This is a genomic window from Mycobacterium sp. E3305, from assembly GCF_001666785.1.
Classification (GTDB): Bacteria; Actinomycetota; Actinomycetes; order Mycobacteriales; family Mycobacteriaceae; genus Mycobacterium.
Genome location: NZ_LZJA01000241.1, coordinates 14,206 through 32,886 on the forward strand (window position 1 = coordinate 14,206; position 18,681 = coordinate 32,886).

The window sequence follows — 18,681 nt, forward strand, 5'->3', positions numbered from 1 at the left end:
GTCAGTGGTCGTGCTGGTGGACGTCGGCGACGGCCGGGGTGGGCGCTTCCTCGCCGATGCGCTCGCGGGCTTCTGCCATGACGTCGGCGATCTTGAGCCGGGCCGACTCGGCGGCCTCCTCGGCCTTGCGGGTTCCGCGCAGCCCGAGCTCCGCCGCCGACACCGCGGTCTCGTGCAGCGGCGCCTTGGCCACGGCCTTGCGCACCACCTCGTAAGCCGTCACGCCGACGAGGCCGGTGACCACAGTCGATGCCGCCTTTGCCAAGAGCGCGTACCCCGCCATTGCCCGGACCTCCTTGTCGTCGCCGCGTCAACCGACGCTCGCTCGACGTTAACATTGAAATATAGCGATATCAATATGAATCGCGCGTCCCTAGAGCACCCGGGTGACCTTCTCGGTCTCGATCCGGCGCGCCAGCGCCGACGGGTCGGGATGGGCGACCTGCACCAGCGACGCGCCGACGGCCAGGATCGCCAACAGGCCGTCCACCAGTTCCCGGGGGCCTGGCCACGCGGCGGTGGAAAGCACCCGGTCCTTGGCGGTCAATTCCCTTGCGGCGGCAGAGCTTTGGCAGTCGGCCAGCACCTCGTCGACGGACCGGCCGGCCAGCGCCGGGCCGGGATGGCGTTCGGCGACGATTTGGTCGCCGTGCACGCGCACGGCGGTGGCGTAGTCGGTGACGCCGATCGGGAGGTCCGCGGCCGGACGACCGAACGGGTCCAGCGACAGCACCGCCACCTCACCGGCCATCGAGTCCGCCTCGTCCAGCCGCCCGGCGGTGCACAGTGCGAGGTCCGCCGCGCCCGGTTCGAGCACCGCCTCGGCGCCGATCCACCACACGCCGAACAACACGGCCGCGGTCTGCCAGTGCGCCGGCAGCAGGATCGCGACCCGGCTGCCCGGCCCGGCGCCCAGCTCGTCGCGCAACAGGTTGCCGGTCTTGGCCGCCCAGTTGGCCAGCGTGACCGCGGACAACTCGATGCGCTCGCCGGTGGCGTCGTCGTAATAGGTGATGCGCGGGCCGACCGGATCGGCCCGCAGCATCGGGTCCAGGATGGCGCCGGAAAGCGTGCTCAGTTGATGCACTCGGGCTTGTCGGAACCGGCGGTCAGGATCGGCGAGGGCGCCGGGACGTTGGGGTCCGCCGCCACCGAACCGACGTTGGACACCCGGGCGGGCATCACCGTCCCGGTGCCGGACAGGCCCGAACCGGGGCCGCTGTAGTCGTTGCCCAGCACCACCCGAACCGAGCCCGGTGCCAGGGACGGATCAGCGACCACCGGCAACCCGCCCAGCTCCTTGGACACCTCCTGGGCGCCCACGTCGTCGGTCTTGGCGGCCCGCACCTGGCTGCCCTTGACGTGGCCGCCATCGTTGTTGCCAACCGTGCCCGCACCAAATCCCTTGGACGTCAACACCTGCGACACCGCCGACGCCAGCCCGTTGATGTCGGTGTCGTTGACCACGCTGGCGGTGGTCTTCGCCGGGGTGTAGGCGATCTCCTCGGTCTTGCCCTGCTCCTGGTCGTGCAGCAGCCCGCTGACCCAGTCGGCGACCTGGTGCGGATCCACCCGCACCACGCTCTGCATGCCGTCGTCGCTCCAGCCGGCGCCGTCGAGCACCGGGATGGTGGCGAACGCGACATTGCCACCGGCCAGTTTCTGCATCTGCTGCACGAAGTCCATGACGTCCCAACCCGACGAGATCACCACCGAGCGCTGCACGGCCGCCTCGAGCCTCTTGACCGTGGTGGGGCTGGACAGCGTCTTGCCGGAGATGACCCGGTGGGCCAGCGAGGCCATCACCACCTGCTGGCGCACCACCCGGTCCAGGTCGCCGCGCGGCAGCTCGTGCCGCTGGCGGACGAAGCTCAGCGCCTCCGGCCCGTCCAGCCGCTGCGGGCCGGCCGGGAAGTCGGCACCCGAAAGCGGTTCGAACACCGGCTCTTTGAGGCAGACGTCCACGCCGCCGAGCGCGTCGGTGATCAACGAGAACCCGAGCAGGCCGATCTCGGCGTAGTGGTCCACGGTGACGCCGGTGAGGTCGGCGACGGTCTTGATCAGCGCTTCGCGCCCGGCCTCGGTGCCCTGCGCGGCGGCGTCCTCGGCCGAGTCGCCGGCCTTGACCAGGCTGGTGCGCTTGGCCTCGCGGGTCTGGCCGTAGACGCCGTTGATCTTCGTCTTGCCCAGGCCGGGGGCCGCGACGTAGGAGTCGCGGGGGATCGAGATGGCGGTCGCCGACTTCCCGTTGTTGGGGATCCGGATCAGGATGATCGTGTCGGTGTTGGTCGCTTCCTCGTCGCCGGCGCGCAGGGTGGCCAGTTCCTCCTGCGACAGCGGGTTGCCGTGGGCGTCGGTGCGGCTGTCGAGGCCGACCAGCAGGATGTCGATCGCGCCGTCGTCGCCGCCCTTGCCGAGCGAGGGTGCGGACATGTGGAAGATGCCGTCCTCGAAGGAGCGGACGTTGCTCCACGCCAGCCCGGTGCCGAGGACGACAACGAGCGTGAGCGCAGTGGCAATCACACGAACCACACGTTGCACAGGCATCCCACTAGGTTACTTGCGACACAGACGCTTCGCGGGTAGCGAACCCCCGCGCGCCCCGGCCGTCGCCCGCGCTTTTGCGCGCATGCCAAACTCAAACCATGTCGAGCAGGATCGTGATCGCCGGTGCCGGGGGCCAACTGGGCCGCTACTTGCGCTCGCTCGCGGCCGGTCAGGGCCGTGACGTGCTGGCCCTCACGTCGTCGGAGTGGGACATCACCGACCCCGCCGCCGCCGAGCGGATCGTCCGCGGTGGCGACGTGGTGATCAACTGCGCGGCGTACACCGACGTCGACGGCGCCGAGAGCGACGAGGCCGGCGCCTACGCCGTCAACTCCACCGGACCGGAGAACATCGCCCGCGCCTGCGCGCGCGTCGGCGCCCGGTTCATCCACGTCTCCACCGACTACGTCTTCAACGGGGACTTCGACGGCGCCGACCCGCGCCCGTATGAGCCCAGCGACCGGACCGCGCCGTCGGGGGTCTACGGGCGCAGCAAGCTCGCCGGGGAGCAGGCCGTGCTGGCGGCGCTTCCCGAGGCCGTCATCGTCCGCACCGCCTGGGTCTACACCGGCGCCGACGGCAAGGACTTCGTCGCCGTCATGCGCCGGCTGGCCGCCGGGGACGGCCCGGTCAACGTGGTCGACGACCAGGTCGGGTCGCCCACCTACGTGGGCGACCTGGCGGAGGCGCTACTGCAGATCGCCGACGACGGCGTGCCCGGGCCGATCCTGCACGCCGCCAACGAGGGCGCGGTGTCCCGCTTCGAGCAGACCCGCGCGATTTTCGAGGCATGCGGCGCCGACCCCGAGCGCGTCCGGCCGGTCAGCACCGCCGAGTTTCCCAGGCCCGCGCCGCGCCCGGCCTACTCCGCGCTGTCGGGCCGCGAGTCCGCCGCGGCGGGCCTGCGGCCGTTACGGCCCTGGCGCCCCGCGCTTGTCGCGGCGCTCGCGGCCGCCGACCGACCGTTACCCTCGACGCGTGACTGACGTCCTGCCGGTCGTGACGGTGACCTACTCACCGGGCCCACACCTCGAGCGCTTCCTGGCCTCGCTGTCGCTGGCCACCGAGCGGCCCGTGTGCGTGCTGATGGCCGACAACGGCTCCACCGACGGGACGCCGGAGGCCGCCGTCGAGCGCTACCCGAACGTTCGGCTGTTCCACACCGGGGCCAACCTCGGGTACGGCACCGCGGTGAACCGGGCGGTCGAACAACTCGACCCGGGCGACGACTGGGTGATCGTGGCAAACCCGGACGTGCAATGGGGTCCGGGCAGCATCGACGCCCTGCTGGACGCCGCGACCCGCTGGCCGCGCGCCGGCGCACTCGGCCCGCTGATTCGCGACCCGGACGGCTCGGTGTACCCGTCGGCGCGGCACCTGCCCAGCCTGGTCCGCGGCGGCATGCACGCGGTCGTCGGCCCGGTCTGGAAGCGCAACCCGTGGTCGGCGGCCTACCGGCAGGAGCGGCTGGAGCCCACCGAACGCCCGGTGGGCTGGTTGTCCGGGTCTTGTCTGCTGGTCCGTCGGTCCGCCTTCGCCCAGGTCGGCGGGTTCGACGAGCGCTACTTCATGTATATGGAAGACGTCGACCTCGGGGACCGGCTCGGCCGGGCCGGCTGGCTGAGCGTCTACGTGCCGTCGGCCGAGGTGTTGCACCACAAGGGCCACTCCACCGGGGACGACCCGGCGAGCCACCTGGCCGCGCATCACGAGAGCACCTACCTGTTCCTGGCCGACCGGCACGCGGGGTGGTGGCGGGCGCCGCTGCGCTGGGTGCTGCGGGGCTCGTTGGCGTTGCGGTCCCGCCTGATGGTGCGCGGCGCGCTGCGGGATCGGAGACGGAAACTGGCGGAAGGGCGGCGCGCAAATGGCTAACCCGCAAGTCGATGCGGTGATTCTGGTCGGCGGCAAGGGCACCCGGCTGCGGCCGCTGACGCTCTCGGCGCCCAAGCCGATGCTGCCCACCGCCGGTCTGCCGTTCCTGACCCACCTCCTGTCGAGGATCGCCGCAGCGGGCATCGAGCACGTCATCCTGAGCACCTCGTACCAGGCCGCGGTGTTCGAGGCGGAGTTCGGCGACGGATCCAAGCTGGGCCTGCAGATCGAATACGTCACCGAGGACAGCCCCCTGGGGACCGGCGGCGGCATCGCCAACGTCGCCGGCCACCTGCGCCACGACACCGTGCTGGTGTTCAACGGCGACGTGCTCTCGGGCTCGGACCTCAACCAGATCATCGACTTCCACCGGGCCCAGCAGTCCGACGTCACGCTGCACCTGGTGCGGGTGGGCGACCCCCGGGCCTTCGGCTGCGTCACCACCGACGAGAACGGCCGGGTCACCGCCTTCGTGGAGAAGACGCAGGACCCGCCGACCGACCAGATCAACGCGGGCACTTACGTGTTCGCCCGCGGCATCATCGACCGGATCCCGCGGGGCCGCGAGGTGTCGGTCGAACGCGAGGTGTTCCCGGCCCTGCTCAAGGACCCGGACGTCAAGGTCTGCGGCTACGTCGACGCCACCTACTGGCGGGACATGGGCACACCGGAGGACTTCGTGCGCGGCTCGGCGGACCTGGTGCGCGGCATCGCGCCGTCACCCGCGCTGCACGGCCACCGCGGCGAGCAGCTGGTGCACGACGGCGCGGCGGTGTCGCCGGGCGCGGTGCTGGTCGGCGGCACCGTCGTCGGGCGGGGCGCCGAGATCGGGCCCGGCGTGCGGCTGGACGGCGCGGTGATCTTCGACGGCGTCAAGGTCGAGGCCGGCAGCGTGATCGAGCGCTCGATCATCGGCTTCGGCGCGCGCATCGGCCCGCGGGCGCTGATCCGCGACGGCGTGATCGGCGACGGCGCCGACATCGGCGCGCGCTGCGAGCTGCTGCGCGGCGCCCGGGTCTGGCCCGGCGTTGCGATTCCCGACGGCGGGATCCGCTACTCGAGCGACGTCTAAGGCGCACGCCCTCTTCCGCCGAGCGTCACGCCAGCGTGGCGCCCGGCGCCGTCGGTCACGCTAGCGTGACCCGCGCGACCGGGTGGTGCCCCGAGCGCGCGCGACCAAATACGCCAGCGCGTGGTCGGTCCCGTCCGGCAGGGCGTCGGCCGGCCACCACCGCAGGTCATCCGACTCGTCGCTGATCGCGATTCGCGCGCCGGCCGGCGCGTGCGCCACGAACTGCAGATCCAGGTGGCGGGTGGGCACGCCCAGCGAGCAGGTGACCGGGTGGACGTGCACCGCGGCCAGCCGGGGTTCGATGCGCAGGCCGTCGACGCCGGACTCCTCGGTGGCCTCGCGCAGGGCGGCGGCGGCGATGTCGCGGTCGTCATCGTCGCAGTGGCCGCCCAGCTGCACCCAGCGGCCCAGCCGCGGATGCAACGTCAGCAGCACGCGGTCGCCGGTGTGGTCGACCACCAGCGCCGACGCCGTGACGTGGCCGGGCACGCACTCGCGGCGGCACGCGTCGGGACGGGCGAGCACGAAGGCAAGCACCGCGTGGCGCAACGAATCCTGCCCGGCGTCGGGCGCCTGCCAGTCGGACAGCAGCGCGATAGCCGACTCCCGGACGCTCACCGGGCGCCCCGCCGCTTCCGGCGATCCCGCAGCGAGGCCCATGCCGCGCGGCACCGCGCCACCACCTCGGGTTGCAGACCCAGGCGGTCGATCAGGACGTGGCGGTCGACGAGGTCCAGCGCCTTGTCGATCTCGTTGGCCTTCAACAGCAGGTCGACGTCGCCGGCCAGCCCCGGGCCGGCCAGCGCCGGTGGGGGAATGGGCAGCTGCTCGGCCTCGCGGGGTTCCAGCTCCAAGATCCCCCCGCCGTAACTGCGGCCGATGATCTCGGCGAAGGCGAACGTCACGCTGTTGTGGAAGGCGGTGGCCAGCGCGGCCGCCTCGACGCCGGGGGAGAGCCGGACCCGGTGCACGGTGTCGGTGCTCGTCGCGTCGGCGGCGTTGACGGTCAGCCGCGGCGCCAGGTGAATCTGTCGCAGCAGGAACAGATCCGGGACCCACGGCGACGGAGTGCTCCACCACGGCTTGCGGATCGAGCATTTGTAGCCCCGGTGCACGCCGGCGGACTCACCGGCCCGGATGTGTGCGATCAGCGCGGGGTCGTCCGGCTCGCGCGGCGCGTCGAGCAGCCAGGTCCGACGCCCGGCCGCGACATCGCCTGCCCGGCAGTCGGTGTCGTAGAACAGCCCGGATAGCTGCGCGCTGCGCGAGACGAGCGGCACGCAGTGGGGCAGCAGCGCGAGTTCGCGGGCCTGCGCGTCGGTGAACGTGAAGAAGCTGTTGCGGCCCGTGACGATGCCGACGTCCACGTCGGCGACCGAGCCGAGGCGGGTCATGGCCGCCGATCCCTTGAGCGTTCGCAGCGCCCGGATCGCGTCAGGGCGCAGAAAATATTTGGTCCACTTCTCGTTCTCGTGCAGCAGCGCGGGAGCCCAGTCGACGTCCAGGGCCGCGCGCGCGAGCGCGTCGGCGTCGGTGAGGTGCAGGGTGCGGATGCGGGCCGGCCCGGCGCCGGCGACCCCGCAGAACAGCACGACCTCCTGCAGGATGCCGTCGAACACCAAGCGCTCGAACGTCACCAGGGTGATGTCGCTGAACCGGCTCAGCAGGAACTCGCGCAGCTGCGCGGCGTAGGTGACCTGAAGCAATTCGGCCGGCAGCACCAGTCCCACCCGGCCGCCGTCGCGCACCAAGATCGAGCTCGCCACCACGAAGGGGACCCAGGCGTTGGTCAGGCGGCTGGGCCGCAGGCCCGCGCGCCTCATCAGTTCCAGCGCGGGCTCGCGCTGCTCGGCCGCCCAGTTGCCGAACCGGATGTAGGGCGGGTTCCCGGCGACGCCGTCCCAGGCGCCGGGTTCGGTGGTGGCGAGCCAGCCGAACAGGTTCGCGGCGTCTACGGGCGCGAATTGCCTTGCCTTGGCCGCCTCCTCGCCGACGAGTTCGACGCCGCGGGGCCGTCCGCCGAGGGCGGCCAGCTCGCGCAGGATGGCACCGTCGCCGCAGGAGGGTTCGACGATGCGCGGTCCGGCTTCGCGAACCCAGCCGGCCAGGAACCGGGCCACGGGCGCGGGCGTGTAGTAGCCGCCGCGGGCCTTGTCGGCGGACGCCGCCGCCTTGCCCGCGAATCTCATGGGGCCAGTATCACTTGCGGATCAACAAATCCCCGGCGTCCGCGGCGTCGCGCGGGCCGGCGGGTTCCTCGGGGTAACCGATCGCGATGGCGCCCAACGGCTCCCAATCGGCGGGCAATTCGAGTTCGGCGCGCACCAGGTCGGGGGCGAAGATGGTCGAGCCGATCCAGCAGCTGCCCACCCCCCGCACGGCCAGGGCGACGAGCAGGGCCTGCACGGCCGCCCCGACGGCGACGGTGAACATGGTGTGCTCGGCCTCGGTGCGGGCGGCGTCGGGGTACGTGTGCGCGCCGTCGAGAGCCAGCATCGGGATGACGACCTCGGGTGCGTCGTAGAGGATCTGGCCCCGCGCCACCCGGCGTTCCACCGAGTCGGCGGGCCGGCCGTCGCCGGCGAGGTCGGAGCGCCACTTGTCCTTCATCCGGTCCAGCAGCCGCAGCCGGACGTCGGGAGTCCGCAACCAGACGAACCGGACCGGGCGGGTGTGGTGCGGGGCCGGGGCGGTGAGGGCTTCGGCGACGGCGTCTTCGATCAGCCCGGGCGCGACGGGCTCGGCGCTGAACCGGCGCACGGACCGGCGCAGCAGCTGGGCCTGCCGGCGCCCCATGTCGAGGGCCTCGGCGGTGCCGAGCCAGAACAGGTCCTCCTCGCCGGGCCGCAACAGCTGCCGGGCCGTCGAGCCGTCGTCGGCCACCGTGAGGCCGCGCACCACGGCGACCGGCATGGCGGTCAGCTTGCCCTTCACCAGATCGGCCGCGGCCGCGACCTCGTCGGCGACCGCGATCTCGGTGACCACCAGCTCGTTGCCGTGCCGGTCGACGGCCCCCGAATACCCGTGCAGCACAGCCAGACCCGACGAGCCCACCGCGGCGTCGATCTGGCCGTTGCGCCAGGCGCGGCCCATCGTGTCGGTGATGACCACCGCCACGTCGACGCCCAGCCGCTCGCGCAGCCCGGCCCGCAGCGCCGCGGCGCTGGCGTCGGGGTCGACCGGCAGCAGCGCGAGTTCGTCGCGGCCCACGTTGGATCCGTCCACGCCCGCGGCGGCCTGGATCAGGCCGATGCGGTTCTCGGTGATCAGGGTGCGGCCCTTGCGCGCCAGCACCCGCACGGCCTCGTCGTCGACGAGCTTGCGCCGCAGTTCGTCGCGCTGCTCGGCGTCCTGCGGGGCCGGCACCAGCCGGCCCTCGCACTTGGACACCACCTTGCTGGTCACCACGACGACGTCGCGGTCGCGCAGCCAGGGCGCGGCCGAGGCCAGCGCCGCGCTCAGGTCGTCGCCGGGCCGGAACTCGGGAAGCCCGGTCACGGGCAGGATCTCGATCGCCGCGGCGGCGCCGTGTTCGGTCATGGGGTGACGCCCGCGAGCTCGAGACCGGCCCGCACCATCTCGGCCGTCGCCTTGGGGTCGGTCATCAACAGCGGCACGGCGGTCACCGCGACGCCGTCGACGTCGGCGTGATCGCCCTCGTGCACCAGCCAGCAGTCCAGTATCCCGGTGCCGCCGCGCGCCCCGTAGTGCCGGCCGACCGCCTCCGCGGTGGATTCCACCCCGATCACCGACAGGCACGCATCGGCCATGCCGCGCAAGGGTTTTCCACGGATGATCGGGGAGTAGCCGACGACCGGGGCGGTCGCCGAGCGCAACGCCGCGCGAATCCCGGGGACCGCAAGGATGGCGCCGACGCTGACCACCGGGTTCGACGGCGCCAGCAGGATGGCGTCGGCGTCGGCGATGGCCGCCACCGCTTCACTTGTGGCGGTGGCCTTTTCGGCGCCGACGAAGGCGAAGCTGTGCGTGGGCACCTCGGCCCGGTAGCGCACCCACCACTCCTGGAAGTGGATCGCGCGGCGGGTGCCGTCGTCGGGATCGGTGATCACCACGTGCGTCTCGCAGCGGTCGTCGCTCGCCGGCAGCAATCGAGCACCGGGTTGCCAGCGGTCGCACAGCGCGGTGGTGATCTGTGACAGCGGGTAGCCGGCGTTGAGCATCTGGGTGCGCACCAGGTGGGTGGCGATATCCCGGTCGCCGAGCCCGAACCAGTCCGGCTGCACGCCGTAGCGCGCCAATTCCTCTTTGGCGTGCCAGGTTTCGTCGCGGTGACCCCACCCGCGCTCCGGGTCTACCCCTCCACCTAAGGTGTACATGCAGGTGTCCAAATCCGGGCAGACCCGCAGTCCATGAATCCAAGCGTCGTCGCCGATGTTGACGATTGCGTTAAGTTCGTGGTTGCCGGTTCCCGCTTCTGGGTGCTGTTGCGTTCCGAACTGACCGAGCCCGAGCAGCTGTTGAATCCCCAGCAGGAATCGGGCGCCGCCAACCCCACCGACCAGAACGGTGACCTTCACGTGGACGACAGTACTGCCCGGCGACCTTGCGGTGGCGGGGCCGTTACGCGGCCCTTAAGCGTAGTCGTGGTCGGTGTGATCGACACGCCGAATGCGCAAAACAACGGAAACGCCGTAATTCGGTCACGAGATGGTATGGAAATGCGCCGTAATGCTTGACCCGGCTGGTCAACCCGTGTCTAATCACAACAGTGTCATTTCCCGGTTGGCCGGCCGGTTCCGGTGTCGCAGACCGAGATTCGATCACTTGTTCGAATTGTCTGTACACATCAGAAATAGTGGGAACCACTCACTCTCTCAATCAAACTGAGGAGGCGGACGACCGTATGTCTTACGAACATCTTCGAGGAGTCATGGCGAGCACGCCGCACACCCCCATCGTCTCGGCGCCGGTCCGACCGGCCCGGCCGCACTTGACCGTGGTTCCTGATGCGCCAGTCGCATTCGAACCCGAGCCGATGCCGGCCCCCGTCGCGGACCAGTGGCAGGACCGGGCGTTGTGCGCCCAAACCGATCCCGAGGCGTTCTTCCCGGAGAAGGGCGGCTCCACCCGCGAGGCCAAGAAGATCTGCCTGGGGTGCGAGGTACGCCACGAGTGCCTGGAGTACGCCCTGGAGCACGACGAGCGCTTCGGCATTTGGGGCGGGCTCTCCGAGCGCGAGCGCCGCCGCCTCAAGCGCGGCATCATCTGACGCCGCGCCGCAACATCATTCGTCGTCGATCGTCGGGTCGATGATCGACGGCTCCACGTCGAGGTAGATGGCCACCTGGGCCACCAATATTTCGTGCAACAAATCACCGAGCTCGACGGTGTCCTTGGCCCGTCGCTCAATCGGCTTGCGGAACAGAACGATTCGCGCCCGCGTGGCGTTGCCGCGGACGTCGACACCGGCCGGGATCAATCGCGCCAGCGGGATCGGCCCGTCGGCGATGACCTCCGGCGGCCACTGCACGCTGTCGGGATCCTTGGCCGCGATGCGGGGAATCTCGTCGACCGCCACGTCGAGATCGGCGAGGCGCGCCTGCCAATTCCGCTCGATGGGTTCGTAGGCCTCCAGCACCGCCATGTCGAATCGCTCGGCCCGGCTGCGCCACCCGGGCACCGTCGGCGGCAGCAGCGGGCCGCGCACATCGCGGCCCCGGCGGGAGGACCGGTGGGAAGCGAATCGGCCCTGGGGCCGATCCCTCCGCGGGAAGCTGCGCGAATCGCCCACGCGCCGATGGTAACGGTTGAACATCGGGGGCCCGCCGGTTGCGCGTGTCCGGCGCTTCACCGGCGTTTGCGCACGATAGCCTTTCGCTCGTGAACGTTCCCCGTCGCTGTTGCCGGCCCGGGTGTCCGCACTACGCCGTGGCGACCTTGACGTTCGTCTACTCGGACTCGACGGCAGTGGTGGGGCCACTCGCGACCGCGCGGGAGCCGCATTCGTGGGACCTGTGCGTCGGCCATGCCGGCCGGATCACCGCACCCCGCGGATGGGATCTCGTGCGCCACGCCGGTCCCCTGCATGCTGAGCCCACGCACCCCGACGAGGACGACCTGGTCGCCCTCGCCGACGCGGTGCGCGAAGGCGGCCAGGTCGAGCGCGCCGTGCCCTATGGCGGCACCGGCACGCCCCTGAACGGCTTCGCGGACCCGCACATTCATCACGGCGGGGCCACCGCGCCAAGCAGCAGTGTGCTGGCGCCACCCGAGCATCGGTCGGGCCGGCGCCGCGGACACCTGCGGGTGTTGCCCGACCCCAAGGACTAGCCGTTCGGGTGTGGCGCGCGGCCCCCGCGCACCGCTGCGGCCCGTGTTTCCCTGGGGCCGATAGGCTGACGGCCAAGAGGCGAAGGAACGCGAACCCTTTCAAGGCGTCAGGAGGCCCCCGCATGTCTCGGCTCGCCGCGACCGTGCACCGCGTCGTCAAGGCTTACGACGTGCGGGGGTTGGTCGGCGAAGAACTCGACGGGCCGCTGGTCACCACGTTGGGCGCGGCGTTCGCCAAGCTGATGCGCGACGAGGGCGCTCGGCAGGTGGTGATCGGTTACGACATGCGGGACAGTTCGCCCACGCTGGCCGCGGCCTTCGCTTCCGGTGTGACGGGCCAGGGCCTGGACGTGGTCCGCATCGGTCTCGCCTCCACGGATCAGCTCTACTTCGCCTCCGGGTTGCTGGACTGCCCGGGCGCGATGTTCACCGCGAGCCACAACCCGGCGGCCTACAACGGCATCAAGTTGTGCCGGGCGGCCGCGAAGCCGGTCGGCGCCGACAGCGGCCTGCGCACCGTCAGCGAGTCCGTGATCGCCGGGGTCGAGCGCTATGACGGACAGCCCGGAACCGTGAGCGACCGCGACGTGCTGGACGACTACGGGAAGTTTCTGCGCTCGCTGGTCAGCACCTCGGGGCTGCGCCCCCTGCGGGTGGCGGTGGACGCGGGCAACGGCATGGCCGGCCTCACCGCGCCCGCGGTGCTCGGGGCGATCGACTCGATCACGTTGCTGCCGTTGTACTTCGAGCTCGACGGCTCGTTCCCCAATCACGAGGCCAACCCGCTCGACCCGGCCAACCTGGTGGACCTGCAGGCCTACGTCCGCGAGACGGGCGCCGATATCGGTTTGGCCTTCGACGGGGACGCCGACCGCTGCTTCGTCGTCGACGAACGCGGCCGGCCGGTGTCGCCCTCGACCGTGACCAGCCTGGTGGCCGCGCGCGAGTTGAGCCGGGAGATCGGCGCCACCATCATCCACAACGTGATCACGTCCCGGGCGGTGCCGGAGTTGGTCACCGAGCGCGGCGGCACACCGCTGCGCTCACGCGTCGGGCACTCCTATATCAAGGCGATGATGGCCGACACCGGCGCCATCTTCGGCGGCGAGCATTCGGCGCACTATTACTTCCGCGACTTCTGGGGCGCGGACTCCGGGATGCTGGCGGCGCTGTACGTGCTGGCGGCCCTGGGCGAGCAGGACCGGCCGCTGTCGGAGCTGACCGCCGACTACCAGCGCTACGAGTCGTCAGGCGAGATCAACTTCACCGTGGCGGACGCCGCGCTGTGCACCGAGGCGGTGCTGAAGTCCTTCGGCAGCCGCATCCACGCGATCGACCACGTGGACGGCGTGACGGTCGACCTCGGCGACGGCAGCTGGTTCAACCTGCGCAGCTCCAACACCGAGCCGTTGCTGCGGCTCAACGTCGAGGCGCGCAGCACCGACGACGTAGACGCGGTGGTCGCGCAGATCAGCGCTCAGATCCAGGCGCAGTCGGCGCCCGCCGGGGCCGCGCCGTGAACACCGTCCGGGCGATCGATCTCGAAGACACCGAGGGCCTGCTCGCCGCCGACCGGGACGGCCTGCTGCGCTCCGCGTCGTCGGCGGGCGCGCAGGTGCGCGCGATCGCCGCGGCCGTCGACGAGGGTGCCCTGGATCCGCTGCGGGCCGACGACCGGCCGCGCAGCCTGATCTGGGTCGCCGGCCGCGGGACCGCCGACAACGCCGGCGCGATGGTCGCGGCGACGGTGGCCGGAGCGGCCTCCGAGCCGATCACGCTGACCGCCGAGGTACCGCCGTGGATCGGCCCGCTCGACGTGCTGATCGTCGCGGGCGACGATCCCGGCGATCCGGCGCTGGTCACCGCGGCCGCCACCGGGGTGCGCCGCGGGGCGCGGGTCGTCGTCGTCGCGCCGTACGAGGGTCCGCTGCGGGACGCCACCGCTGGCCGCGCGGCGGTGCTGGCGCCGCGGCTTCCGATCCCCGACGAGTTCGGGTTGTGCCGCTACCTGGCCGCCGCCCTGGCGGTGGTGCAGGCGGTCGACCAGCGACCCAGCGTCGACCTGCGGGCGCTGGCCGACGAGCTGGACGCCGAGGCGCTGCGCAACAGTGCGGCCCGCGAGCTGTTCACCAACCCGGCCAAGACGATTGCCGCGCGCATCGCCGATCGGCAGGTGGCGCTGGCCGGCGACTGCGCCGCGACGCTCGCGCTGGCCCGGCACGGCAGTTCCGTCCTGCTGCGGATCGCGCACCAGGTGGTTGCCGCGACCGGGCTGTCGGATGCCGTCGTCGCGCTGCGGGCCGGGGTCTCCGGCGGCTTCGCCGATCCCGCCGACGCGCTCTTCCACGACGAACAGATCGACGGGCCGCTGCCGCGGCGGCTGCTGGTGCTGGCCCTCACGTTGTCCGCCGAGCAGACCATCGTGGCGGCCCGGACCGCCGGGCTCGACGACGTGTACCTGCTCGCCGCCGAGGACGTGCCCGACGGTCCCGGCGGCTCTGCCGGGTCGACGGTCGCGCCCGCGTTGGGCGGCGCCATCAGCGCCGAGCAGCAACTGGCAGTATTGGCCGTTCGACTGGAGATGGCCGCGGTTTACGCGCGCCTGGCGCGGGGATAGATAACACAGTGGAACTGCTTCGCGGGGCCTTACGCACGTACGCCTGGGGATCGCGTACCGCCATCGCCGAATTCACCGGGCGGACGGTCCCGGCTGCCCATCCGGAGGCCGAACTCTGGTTCGGGGCGCATCCGGGCGACCCGGCCTGGCTGGAAACGGACGCCGGCGAGATCTCGTTGCTCGACGCGCTGGTCGCCGACCCGGAAGGCCAGCTGGGCCCCGGGGCCCGCGCCCGGTTCGGCGACGTGCTGCCGTTCCTGGTCAAGGTGCTCGCGGCCGACGAGCCGCTGTCGCTGCAGGCCCATCCGAGCGCGGCGCAGGCGGCCGAGGGTTACCTGCGGGAGGAGCGGCTGGGCATTCCGCTGAACTCGCCGGTCCGCAACTATCGCGACACCTCGCACAAGCCCGAATTGCTGGTGGCGCTGCAGCCATTCGAGGCGCTCGCCGGATTCCGGCAGGCCTCCCGCACGGTCGAGTTGCTGCGGGCGCTGTCCGTCTCCGACCTCGACCCCTTCATCGACCTGCTCAACGACCAGTCCGACGCCGATGGCCTGCGCGCGCTGTTCACCACCTGGATCACCGCGCCGCAGCCTGACATCGACGTGCTGGTGCCCGCGGTGCTGGACGGCGCCATCCAGTACATCAGCTCCGGGGCAACGGAATTCGCCGGCGAGGTCAAGACGGTGCTGGAGCTCGGGGAACGCTACCCCGGCGACGCCGGGGTGCTGGCCGCGCTGTTGCTGAACCGCATCACGCTGGCCCCGGGCGAGGCGATCTTCGTGTCGGCCGGCAGCCTGCACACCTACCTGCGCGGTTTCGCCCTGGAGGTGATGGCCAACTCCGACAACGTGTTACGCGGCGGCCTGACCCCCAAGCACGTCGACGTCCCCGAACTGCTACGGGTGCTCGACTTCACCCCGACCACCGAGGAACAGGTGCGCCCCCACGTGCGCCGCGAGGGCTTCGGCCTGATCTACGAGACTCCGGCCGAGGAATTCGCGGTCGCGCTGCTGGAGCTCGACGGCGACTACCTGGGCCACGAGGTCGACGCCTCGTGCAGCCACGAGGGTCCGCAGATCCTGCTGTGCACCGAGGGGTGCACGACGGTGCACGGCAAGTCCGGGTCGCTGACGCTGCAGCGGGGGATGGCCGCCTGGGTGGCGGCCGACGACGCCCCGATCCGGCTGGTCGCGCGCGAGCCCACCAAGCTGTTCAGGGCGACCGTAGGGCTGTAGGGGTGCGCCGGCGATCGCCACGGGCGGCCTGACGGCGTTCGCCCAGCCACAGCCGCAGATTGTGGGCGATCGTGCGGCCGACGATGCGCGGCGGCGGGACCATGTAGAGGCTGTCGAGCAGCGAGAACCGGCGCAAAAACCATTCGGCCAGAACGGGATCGGTCTCGGCGGCCCCGAGGAACTGGTCGAACAGCGCGCCCGAGGGCCGCCACCACCAGGGAATGGGCCCCTTGGTCTCGGCGTGGTGGAAGGTGACGTCGCCGATGGCGTTCATCGTCCACACCGGGAAGGTCGACTTGGCGGTGGCCCGACTGAGTTCGGCGGCCAGCTGGTCGTCGGGCAGTTTCAGCGCGCGACGCAGATGGCCGGCCTGCAGCGAGGTCATCGTCATGCCCTGCCCGAAGGTGGGGTTGAAGCTGGCCACGGCGTCGCCGAGGGGGATGATGCCGGCGGGGAAGCGGTCCAGCTTGTCGTAGCGGCGCCACTTGCTGGCCGGAAAGGCGTGGAACGCCGGCTCGCCGATGGGATCGGCCTGCTTCAGCGCCGCGTTGACGTGGGGCGGGACCAGCTCCTCGGCCAGTTCCAGCATCTCCGGAAACGTCTGCGGCGGCTTGACGTTCGCCACCCCGAACGTCGTCAGCACCCAGGTGCCGTCCTCGTAGCAGAGCATGCCGAGCCCCAGCGACTTGTCGTGCGACGCGCCGGCGACCACTACCTTCTCCGCTATCAAGCCGTCCGGGATGCGAAATTGCTGGGTCGCGTAGTAGATGCCGATGTCGAGGAGGTCTTCCCGCGGGCGCTCGTAGCCCCACTGCGTCAGCCACGTCGGCAGCCGGGTGCCCCTGCCTGCCGCGTCGACGACGAGGTCGGCCGCGACGAATTCCGGATCCTCGCCGTCGACGGGATCCAGCAGCACCCCGGTCACCCGCTGGCGCGCCGGGTCGAACCGCGGTTCGGCCACCGAGCGCCGCACCATCGTGACGTTGTCCGTGTTGCGGACGCGTTTGCGCAGCTGCCACTCCAGGTGCGGCCGGCTGGGCACGTACGCGGTGAATTCGTCACGCAGTGTGTGTCCGGTGCCGAGCACGTGGCCCGCGGCGCCGAGATGAATGCAGTCGGGCCGGTTCTCCAGCATGGGCACGCCCGCGGCCACCATGTCTTCCAGCAGCCCGGGGAAAAGGCTCTCGAACTCCATTGCGCCGCGGGCCATCAGCATGTGCAGGTGCCGGTCCTGCGGAACGGTCGCCCGGCTCGACGGTGTGCTCGGCAACTCGTCGCGCTCGTAGACCGTGACCCGGGAGAACGCATCCGAGAGCACCTGCGCGGCGCACAGCCCGGCGATGCTGCCGCCGATGACCACCGCATGGTCCCTGGTGTTTGCTTTGGTGTCCGCCATCTCGGCAGAGTACCCAGTACTGTGACGGACCAATGGGTCCCCTTCGTAGAGGGAAAGGGCGACGGATGGCCAACCGATGGCGCATGAAGTCGGTCGAACAATCGATCGCCGACACCGACGAGCCAGACACCCGGTTACGCAAGGAATTGACCTGGTTGGACCTGGTCGTCTTCGGGGTCGCCGTGGTGATCGGCGCCGGTATCTTCACCGTCACCGCGTCGACGACCGGTGACATCACCGGCCCGGCGATCTGGATCTCGTTCGTGATCGCGGCGGTCACCTGCGCGCTGGCGGCGCTGTGCTACGCCGAGTTCGCCTCCACGCTGCCGGTCGCCGGCAGCGCCTACACCTTCTCCTACGCCACCTTCGGGGAGTTCCTCGCCTGGATCATCGGCTGGAACCTGCTGCTCGAGTTGGCGATCGGCGCCGCGGTCGTGGCCAAGGGCTGGTCGAGCTACCTGGGCAACGTGTTCGGGTTTGCCGGCGGCACTACGCAGCTCGGTTCGGTCAGCCTGGACTGGGGCGCGCTGCTGATCGTCACCGGGGTTGCCGTGCTGATCGCCCTGGGCACCAAGCTGTCGTCGCGGTTCTCCGCGGTGATCACCGGCATCAAGGTGTCGGTGGTGCTGCTGGTCGTCGTCGTCGGCGCCTTCTACATCAAGGGCTCCAACTATTCGCCGTTCATCCCCAAGCCGGAGGCGGGGCACGAGGCGTCGGGCGTCAACCAGTCGGTGCTGTCGCTGATGACCGGGGCGCACAGCAGCCACTACGGCTGGTACGGGGTGTTGGCGGGAGCGTCGATCGTGTTCTTCGCGTTCATCGGGTTCGACATCGTCGCGACCATGGCTGAGGAGACCAAGCGGCCCCAGCGCGACGTTCCGCGGGGCATCCTGGCGTCGCTGGCGATCGTGACCGTGCTCTACGTGGCGGTCTCGGTGGTGCTGTCCGGGATGGTCTCCTACACCCAGCTCAAGACGATGCCCGGCCACAAGCCGGCCAACCTCGCCACGGCGTTCACCGCGAACGGCATCCATTGGGCCAGCAAGATCATCGCGATCGGGGCGCTGGCCGGATTGACCACCGTGGTGATGGTGCTGATGCTCGGCCAATGCCGCGTGCTGTTCGCGATGGCGCGCGACGGCTTGCTGCCGCGCCAGTTGGCGAAGACCGGCTCCCACGGCACCCCGGTCCGGATCACCGTGCTCGTCGCGGTGGTGGTGGCCGCGACGGCCTCGGTGTTCCCGATCGCCAAGCTCGAGGAGATGGTCAACGTCGGCACGCTGTTCGCGTTCGTCCTGGTCTCGGCCGGCGTGATGGTGTTGCGCCGCACCCGCCCGGACCTGGAGCGGGGCTTCCGCGCCCCGTGGGTGCCGGTCCTGCCGATCGCGTCGATCGCCGCGTGCGTCTGGCTGATGGTCAACCTGACTGCGCTGACCTGGGTGCGGTTCGGCGTCTGGCTGGCGGTCGGCACCGCGATCTATGTCGGCTACGGCTATCGGCACTCCGTGCAGGGCCGCCGCGAGGCGGAGGGCGTCGCACCGCCCGCCCGGGCCGAGCCCGACGCCGTGCCCTAGCGAATCCGTTTACAAAAGTACCTCTTGTGTCTAGACACGAGACGCTGATGGCGATATTGTCAATCTCCAACGTG

The 18,681-nt window shown here is 71.0% G+C and carries 18 protein-coding genes; 9 read left to right on the top strand and 9 right to left on the bottom strand.

What is annotated here, in order from left to right; genetic code table 11:
• Position 1: 1 nt before the first annotated feature.
• The 3 genes from A5701_RS22240 to A5701_RS22250 all read right to left on the bottom strand — a co-directional run bounded on the left by A5701_RS22240 (position 2) and on the right by A5701_RS22250 (position 2,547).
• The gene (locus A5701_RS22240; RefSeq protein WP_066949897.1) at positions 2-283 is read right to left on the bottom strand and encodes a DUF1490 family protein; all 282 of its coding nucleotides are present in this window, start codon (positions 281-283) and stop codon (positions 2-4) included.
• Between the two features lie 90 nt (positions 284-373).
• A complete protein-coding gene (locus A5701_RS22245) occupies positions 374-1,087 on the bottom strand; it encodes a TIGR03089 family protein (protein ID WP_197498886.1) in 714 nt (237 codons plus the stop codon).
• The gene (locus tag A5701_RS22250) at positions 1,075-2,547 is read right to left on the bottom strand and encodes an LCP family protein (RefSeq protein ID WP_067758979.1); all 1,473 of its coding nucleotides are present in this window, start codon (positions 2,545-2,547) and stop codon (positions 1,075-1,077) included. The genes A5701_RS22245 and A5701_RS22250 overlap by 13 nt, the downstream gene beginning before the upstream one ends.
• 98 nt (positions 2,548-2,645) lie before the next feature.
• Here A5701_RS22250 and rfbD point away from each other — a divergent pair, with 98 nt between their 5' ends.
• From rfbD to A5701_RS22265, 3 genes are read left to right on the top strand one after another with little or no spacing between them, the layout of a single operon-like run.
• On the top strand, positions 2,646-3,533 hold the full coding sequence (gene rfbD, locus A5701_RS22255) for a dTDP-4-dehydrorhamnose reductase (protein ID WP_067758982.1): 888 nt from the start codon (positions 2,646-2,648) through the stop codon (positions 3,531-3,533).
• Entirely contained in the window at positions 3,526-4,422 is an 897-nt protein-coding gene (locus tag A5701_RS22260; protein ID WP_067758985.1) for a glycosyltransferase family 2 protein, read from the top strand. Before rfbD ends, A5701_RS22260 begins: the two co-directional genes overlap by 8 nt.
• Positions 4,415-5,494 carry a sugar phosphate nucleotidyltransferase gene (locus A5701_RS22265; protein ID WP_067758988.1) on the top strand — a complete coding sequence of 360 codons (1,080 nt, stop codon included), beginning with the start codon at positions 4,415-4,417 and terminating at the stop codon, positions 5,492-5,494. The genes A5701_RS22260 and A5701_RS22265 overlap by 8 nt, the downstream gene beginning before the upstream one ends.
• 60 nt (positions 5,495-5,554) lie before the next feature.
• Here A5701_RS22265 and A5701_RS22270 read toward each other — a convergent pair whose 3' ends face one another.
• Genes A5701_RS22270 through cofD form a run of 4 tightly spaced genes read right to left on the bottom strand, consistent with a single transcriptional unit; the run spans position 5,555 to position 10,032 of the window.
• Positions 5,555-6,112, bottom strand: coding sequence for an NUDIX hydrolase (locus tag A5701_RS22270; RefSeq protein WP_197498887.1), 558 nt, complete (start codon positions 6,110-6,112; stop codon positions 5,555-5,557).
• A complete protein-coding gene (locus tag A5701_RS22275) occupies positions 6,109-7,683 on the bottom strand; it encodes a class I SAM-dependent methyltransferase (RefSeq protein WP_067758991.1) in 1,575 nt (524 codons plus the stop codon). Before A5701_RS22275 ends, A5701_RS22270 begins: the two co-directional genes overlap by 4 nt.
• 10 nt (positions 7,684-7,693) lie before the next feature.
• Positions 7,694-9,034: a coenzyme F420-0:L-glutamate ligase gene (locus A5701_RS22280; protein WP_067758993.1), complete on the bottom strand. Its 1,341-nt coding sequence runs from the start codon at positions 9,032-9,034 to the stop codon at positions 7,694-7,696.
• Positions 9,031-10,032 carry a 2-phospho-L-lactate transferase gene (gene cofD / locus A5701_RS22285; RefSeq protein ID WP_067758995.1) on the bottom strand — a complete coding sequence of 334 codons (1,002 nt, stop codon included), beginning with the start codon at positions 10,030-10,032 and terminating at the stop codon, positions 9,031-9,033. The genes A5701_RS22280 and cofD overlap by 4 nt, the downstream gene beginning before the upstream one ends.
• Before the next feature lie 353 nt (positions 10,033-10,385).
• Between cofD and A5701_RS22290 the strand changes: the two genes are divergently transcribed.
• Entirely contained in the window at positions 10,386-10,724 is a 339-nt protein-coding gene (locus tag A5701_RS22290; protein ID WP_007168083.1) for a WhiB family transcriptional regulator, read from the top strand.
• A 15-nt stretch (positions 10,725-10,739) separates the two neighbouring features.
• On the opposite strand, the gene A5701_RS22295 is transcribed toward A5701_RS22290, so the two are convergent.
• A complete protein-coding gene (locus A5701_RS22295; RefSeq protein WP_067758997.1) occupies positions 10,740-11,162 on the bottom strand; it encodes a metallopeptidase family protein in 423 nt (140 codons plus the stop codon).
• A gap of 173 nt (positions 11,163-11,335) precedes the next feature.
• On the opposite strand from A5701_RS22295, the gene A5701_RS22300 reads away from it, so the two are divergent.
• The 4 genes from A5701_RS22300 to manA all read left to right on the top strand — a co-directional run bounded on the left by A5701_RS22300 (position 11,336) and on the right by manA (position 15,637).
• Complete coding sequence (locus A5701_RS22300; protein ID WP_197498888.1) at positions 11,336-11,785, top strand: DUF3499 domain-containing protein; 450 nt, start codon at positions 11,336-11,338, stop codon at positions 11,783-11,785.
• A gap of 122 nt (positions 11,786-11,907) precedes the next feature.
• Positions 11,908-13,305, top strand: a complete 1,398-nt coding sequence (locus A5701_RS22305) for a phosphomannomutase/phosphoglucomutase (protein WP_067759001.1) — start codon at positions 11,908-11,910, stop codon at positions 13,303-13,305.
• Positions 13,302-14,402: a TobH protein gene (locus tag A5701_RS22310; protein WP_067759004.1), complete on the top strand. Its 1,101-nt coding sequence runs from the start codon at positions 13,302-13,304 to the stop codon at positions 14,400-14,402. Before A5701_RS22305 ends, A5701_RS22310 begins: the two co-directional genes overlap by 4 nt.
• A gap of 8 nt (positions 14,403-14,410) precedes the next feature.
• Complete coding sequence (gene manA / locus A5701_RS22315; RefSeq protein ID WP_067759007.1) at positions 14,411-15,637, top strand: mannose-6-phosphate isomerase, class I; 1,227 nt, start codon at positions 14,411-14,413, stop codon at positions 15,635-15,637.
• On the opposite strand, the gene A5701_RS22320 is transcribed toward manA, so the two are convergent.
• Positions 15,615-16,997: an NAD(P)/FAD-dependent oxidoreductase gene (locus tag A5701_RS22320; protein WP_197505037.1), complete on the bottom strand. Its 1,383-nt coding sequence runs from the start codon at positions 16,995-16,997 to the stop codon at positions 15,615-15,617. The two genes, manA and A5701_RS22320, sit on opposite strands and share 23 nt — an antisense overlap.
• A gap of 101 nt (positions 16,998-17,098) precedes the next feature.
• On the opposite strand from A5701_RS22320, the gene A5701_RS22325 reads away from it, so the two are divergent.
• Positions 17,099-18,607: an APC family permease gene (locus A5701_RS22325; RefSeq protein WP_067759012.1), complete on the top strand. Its 1,509-nt coding sequence runs from the start codon at positions 17,099-17,101 to the stop codon at positions 18,605-18,607.
• Positions 18,608-18,681: the final 74 nt, after the last annotated feature.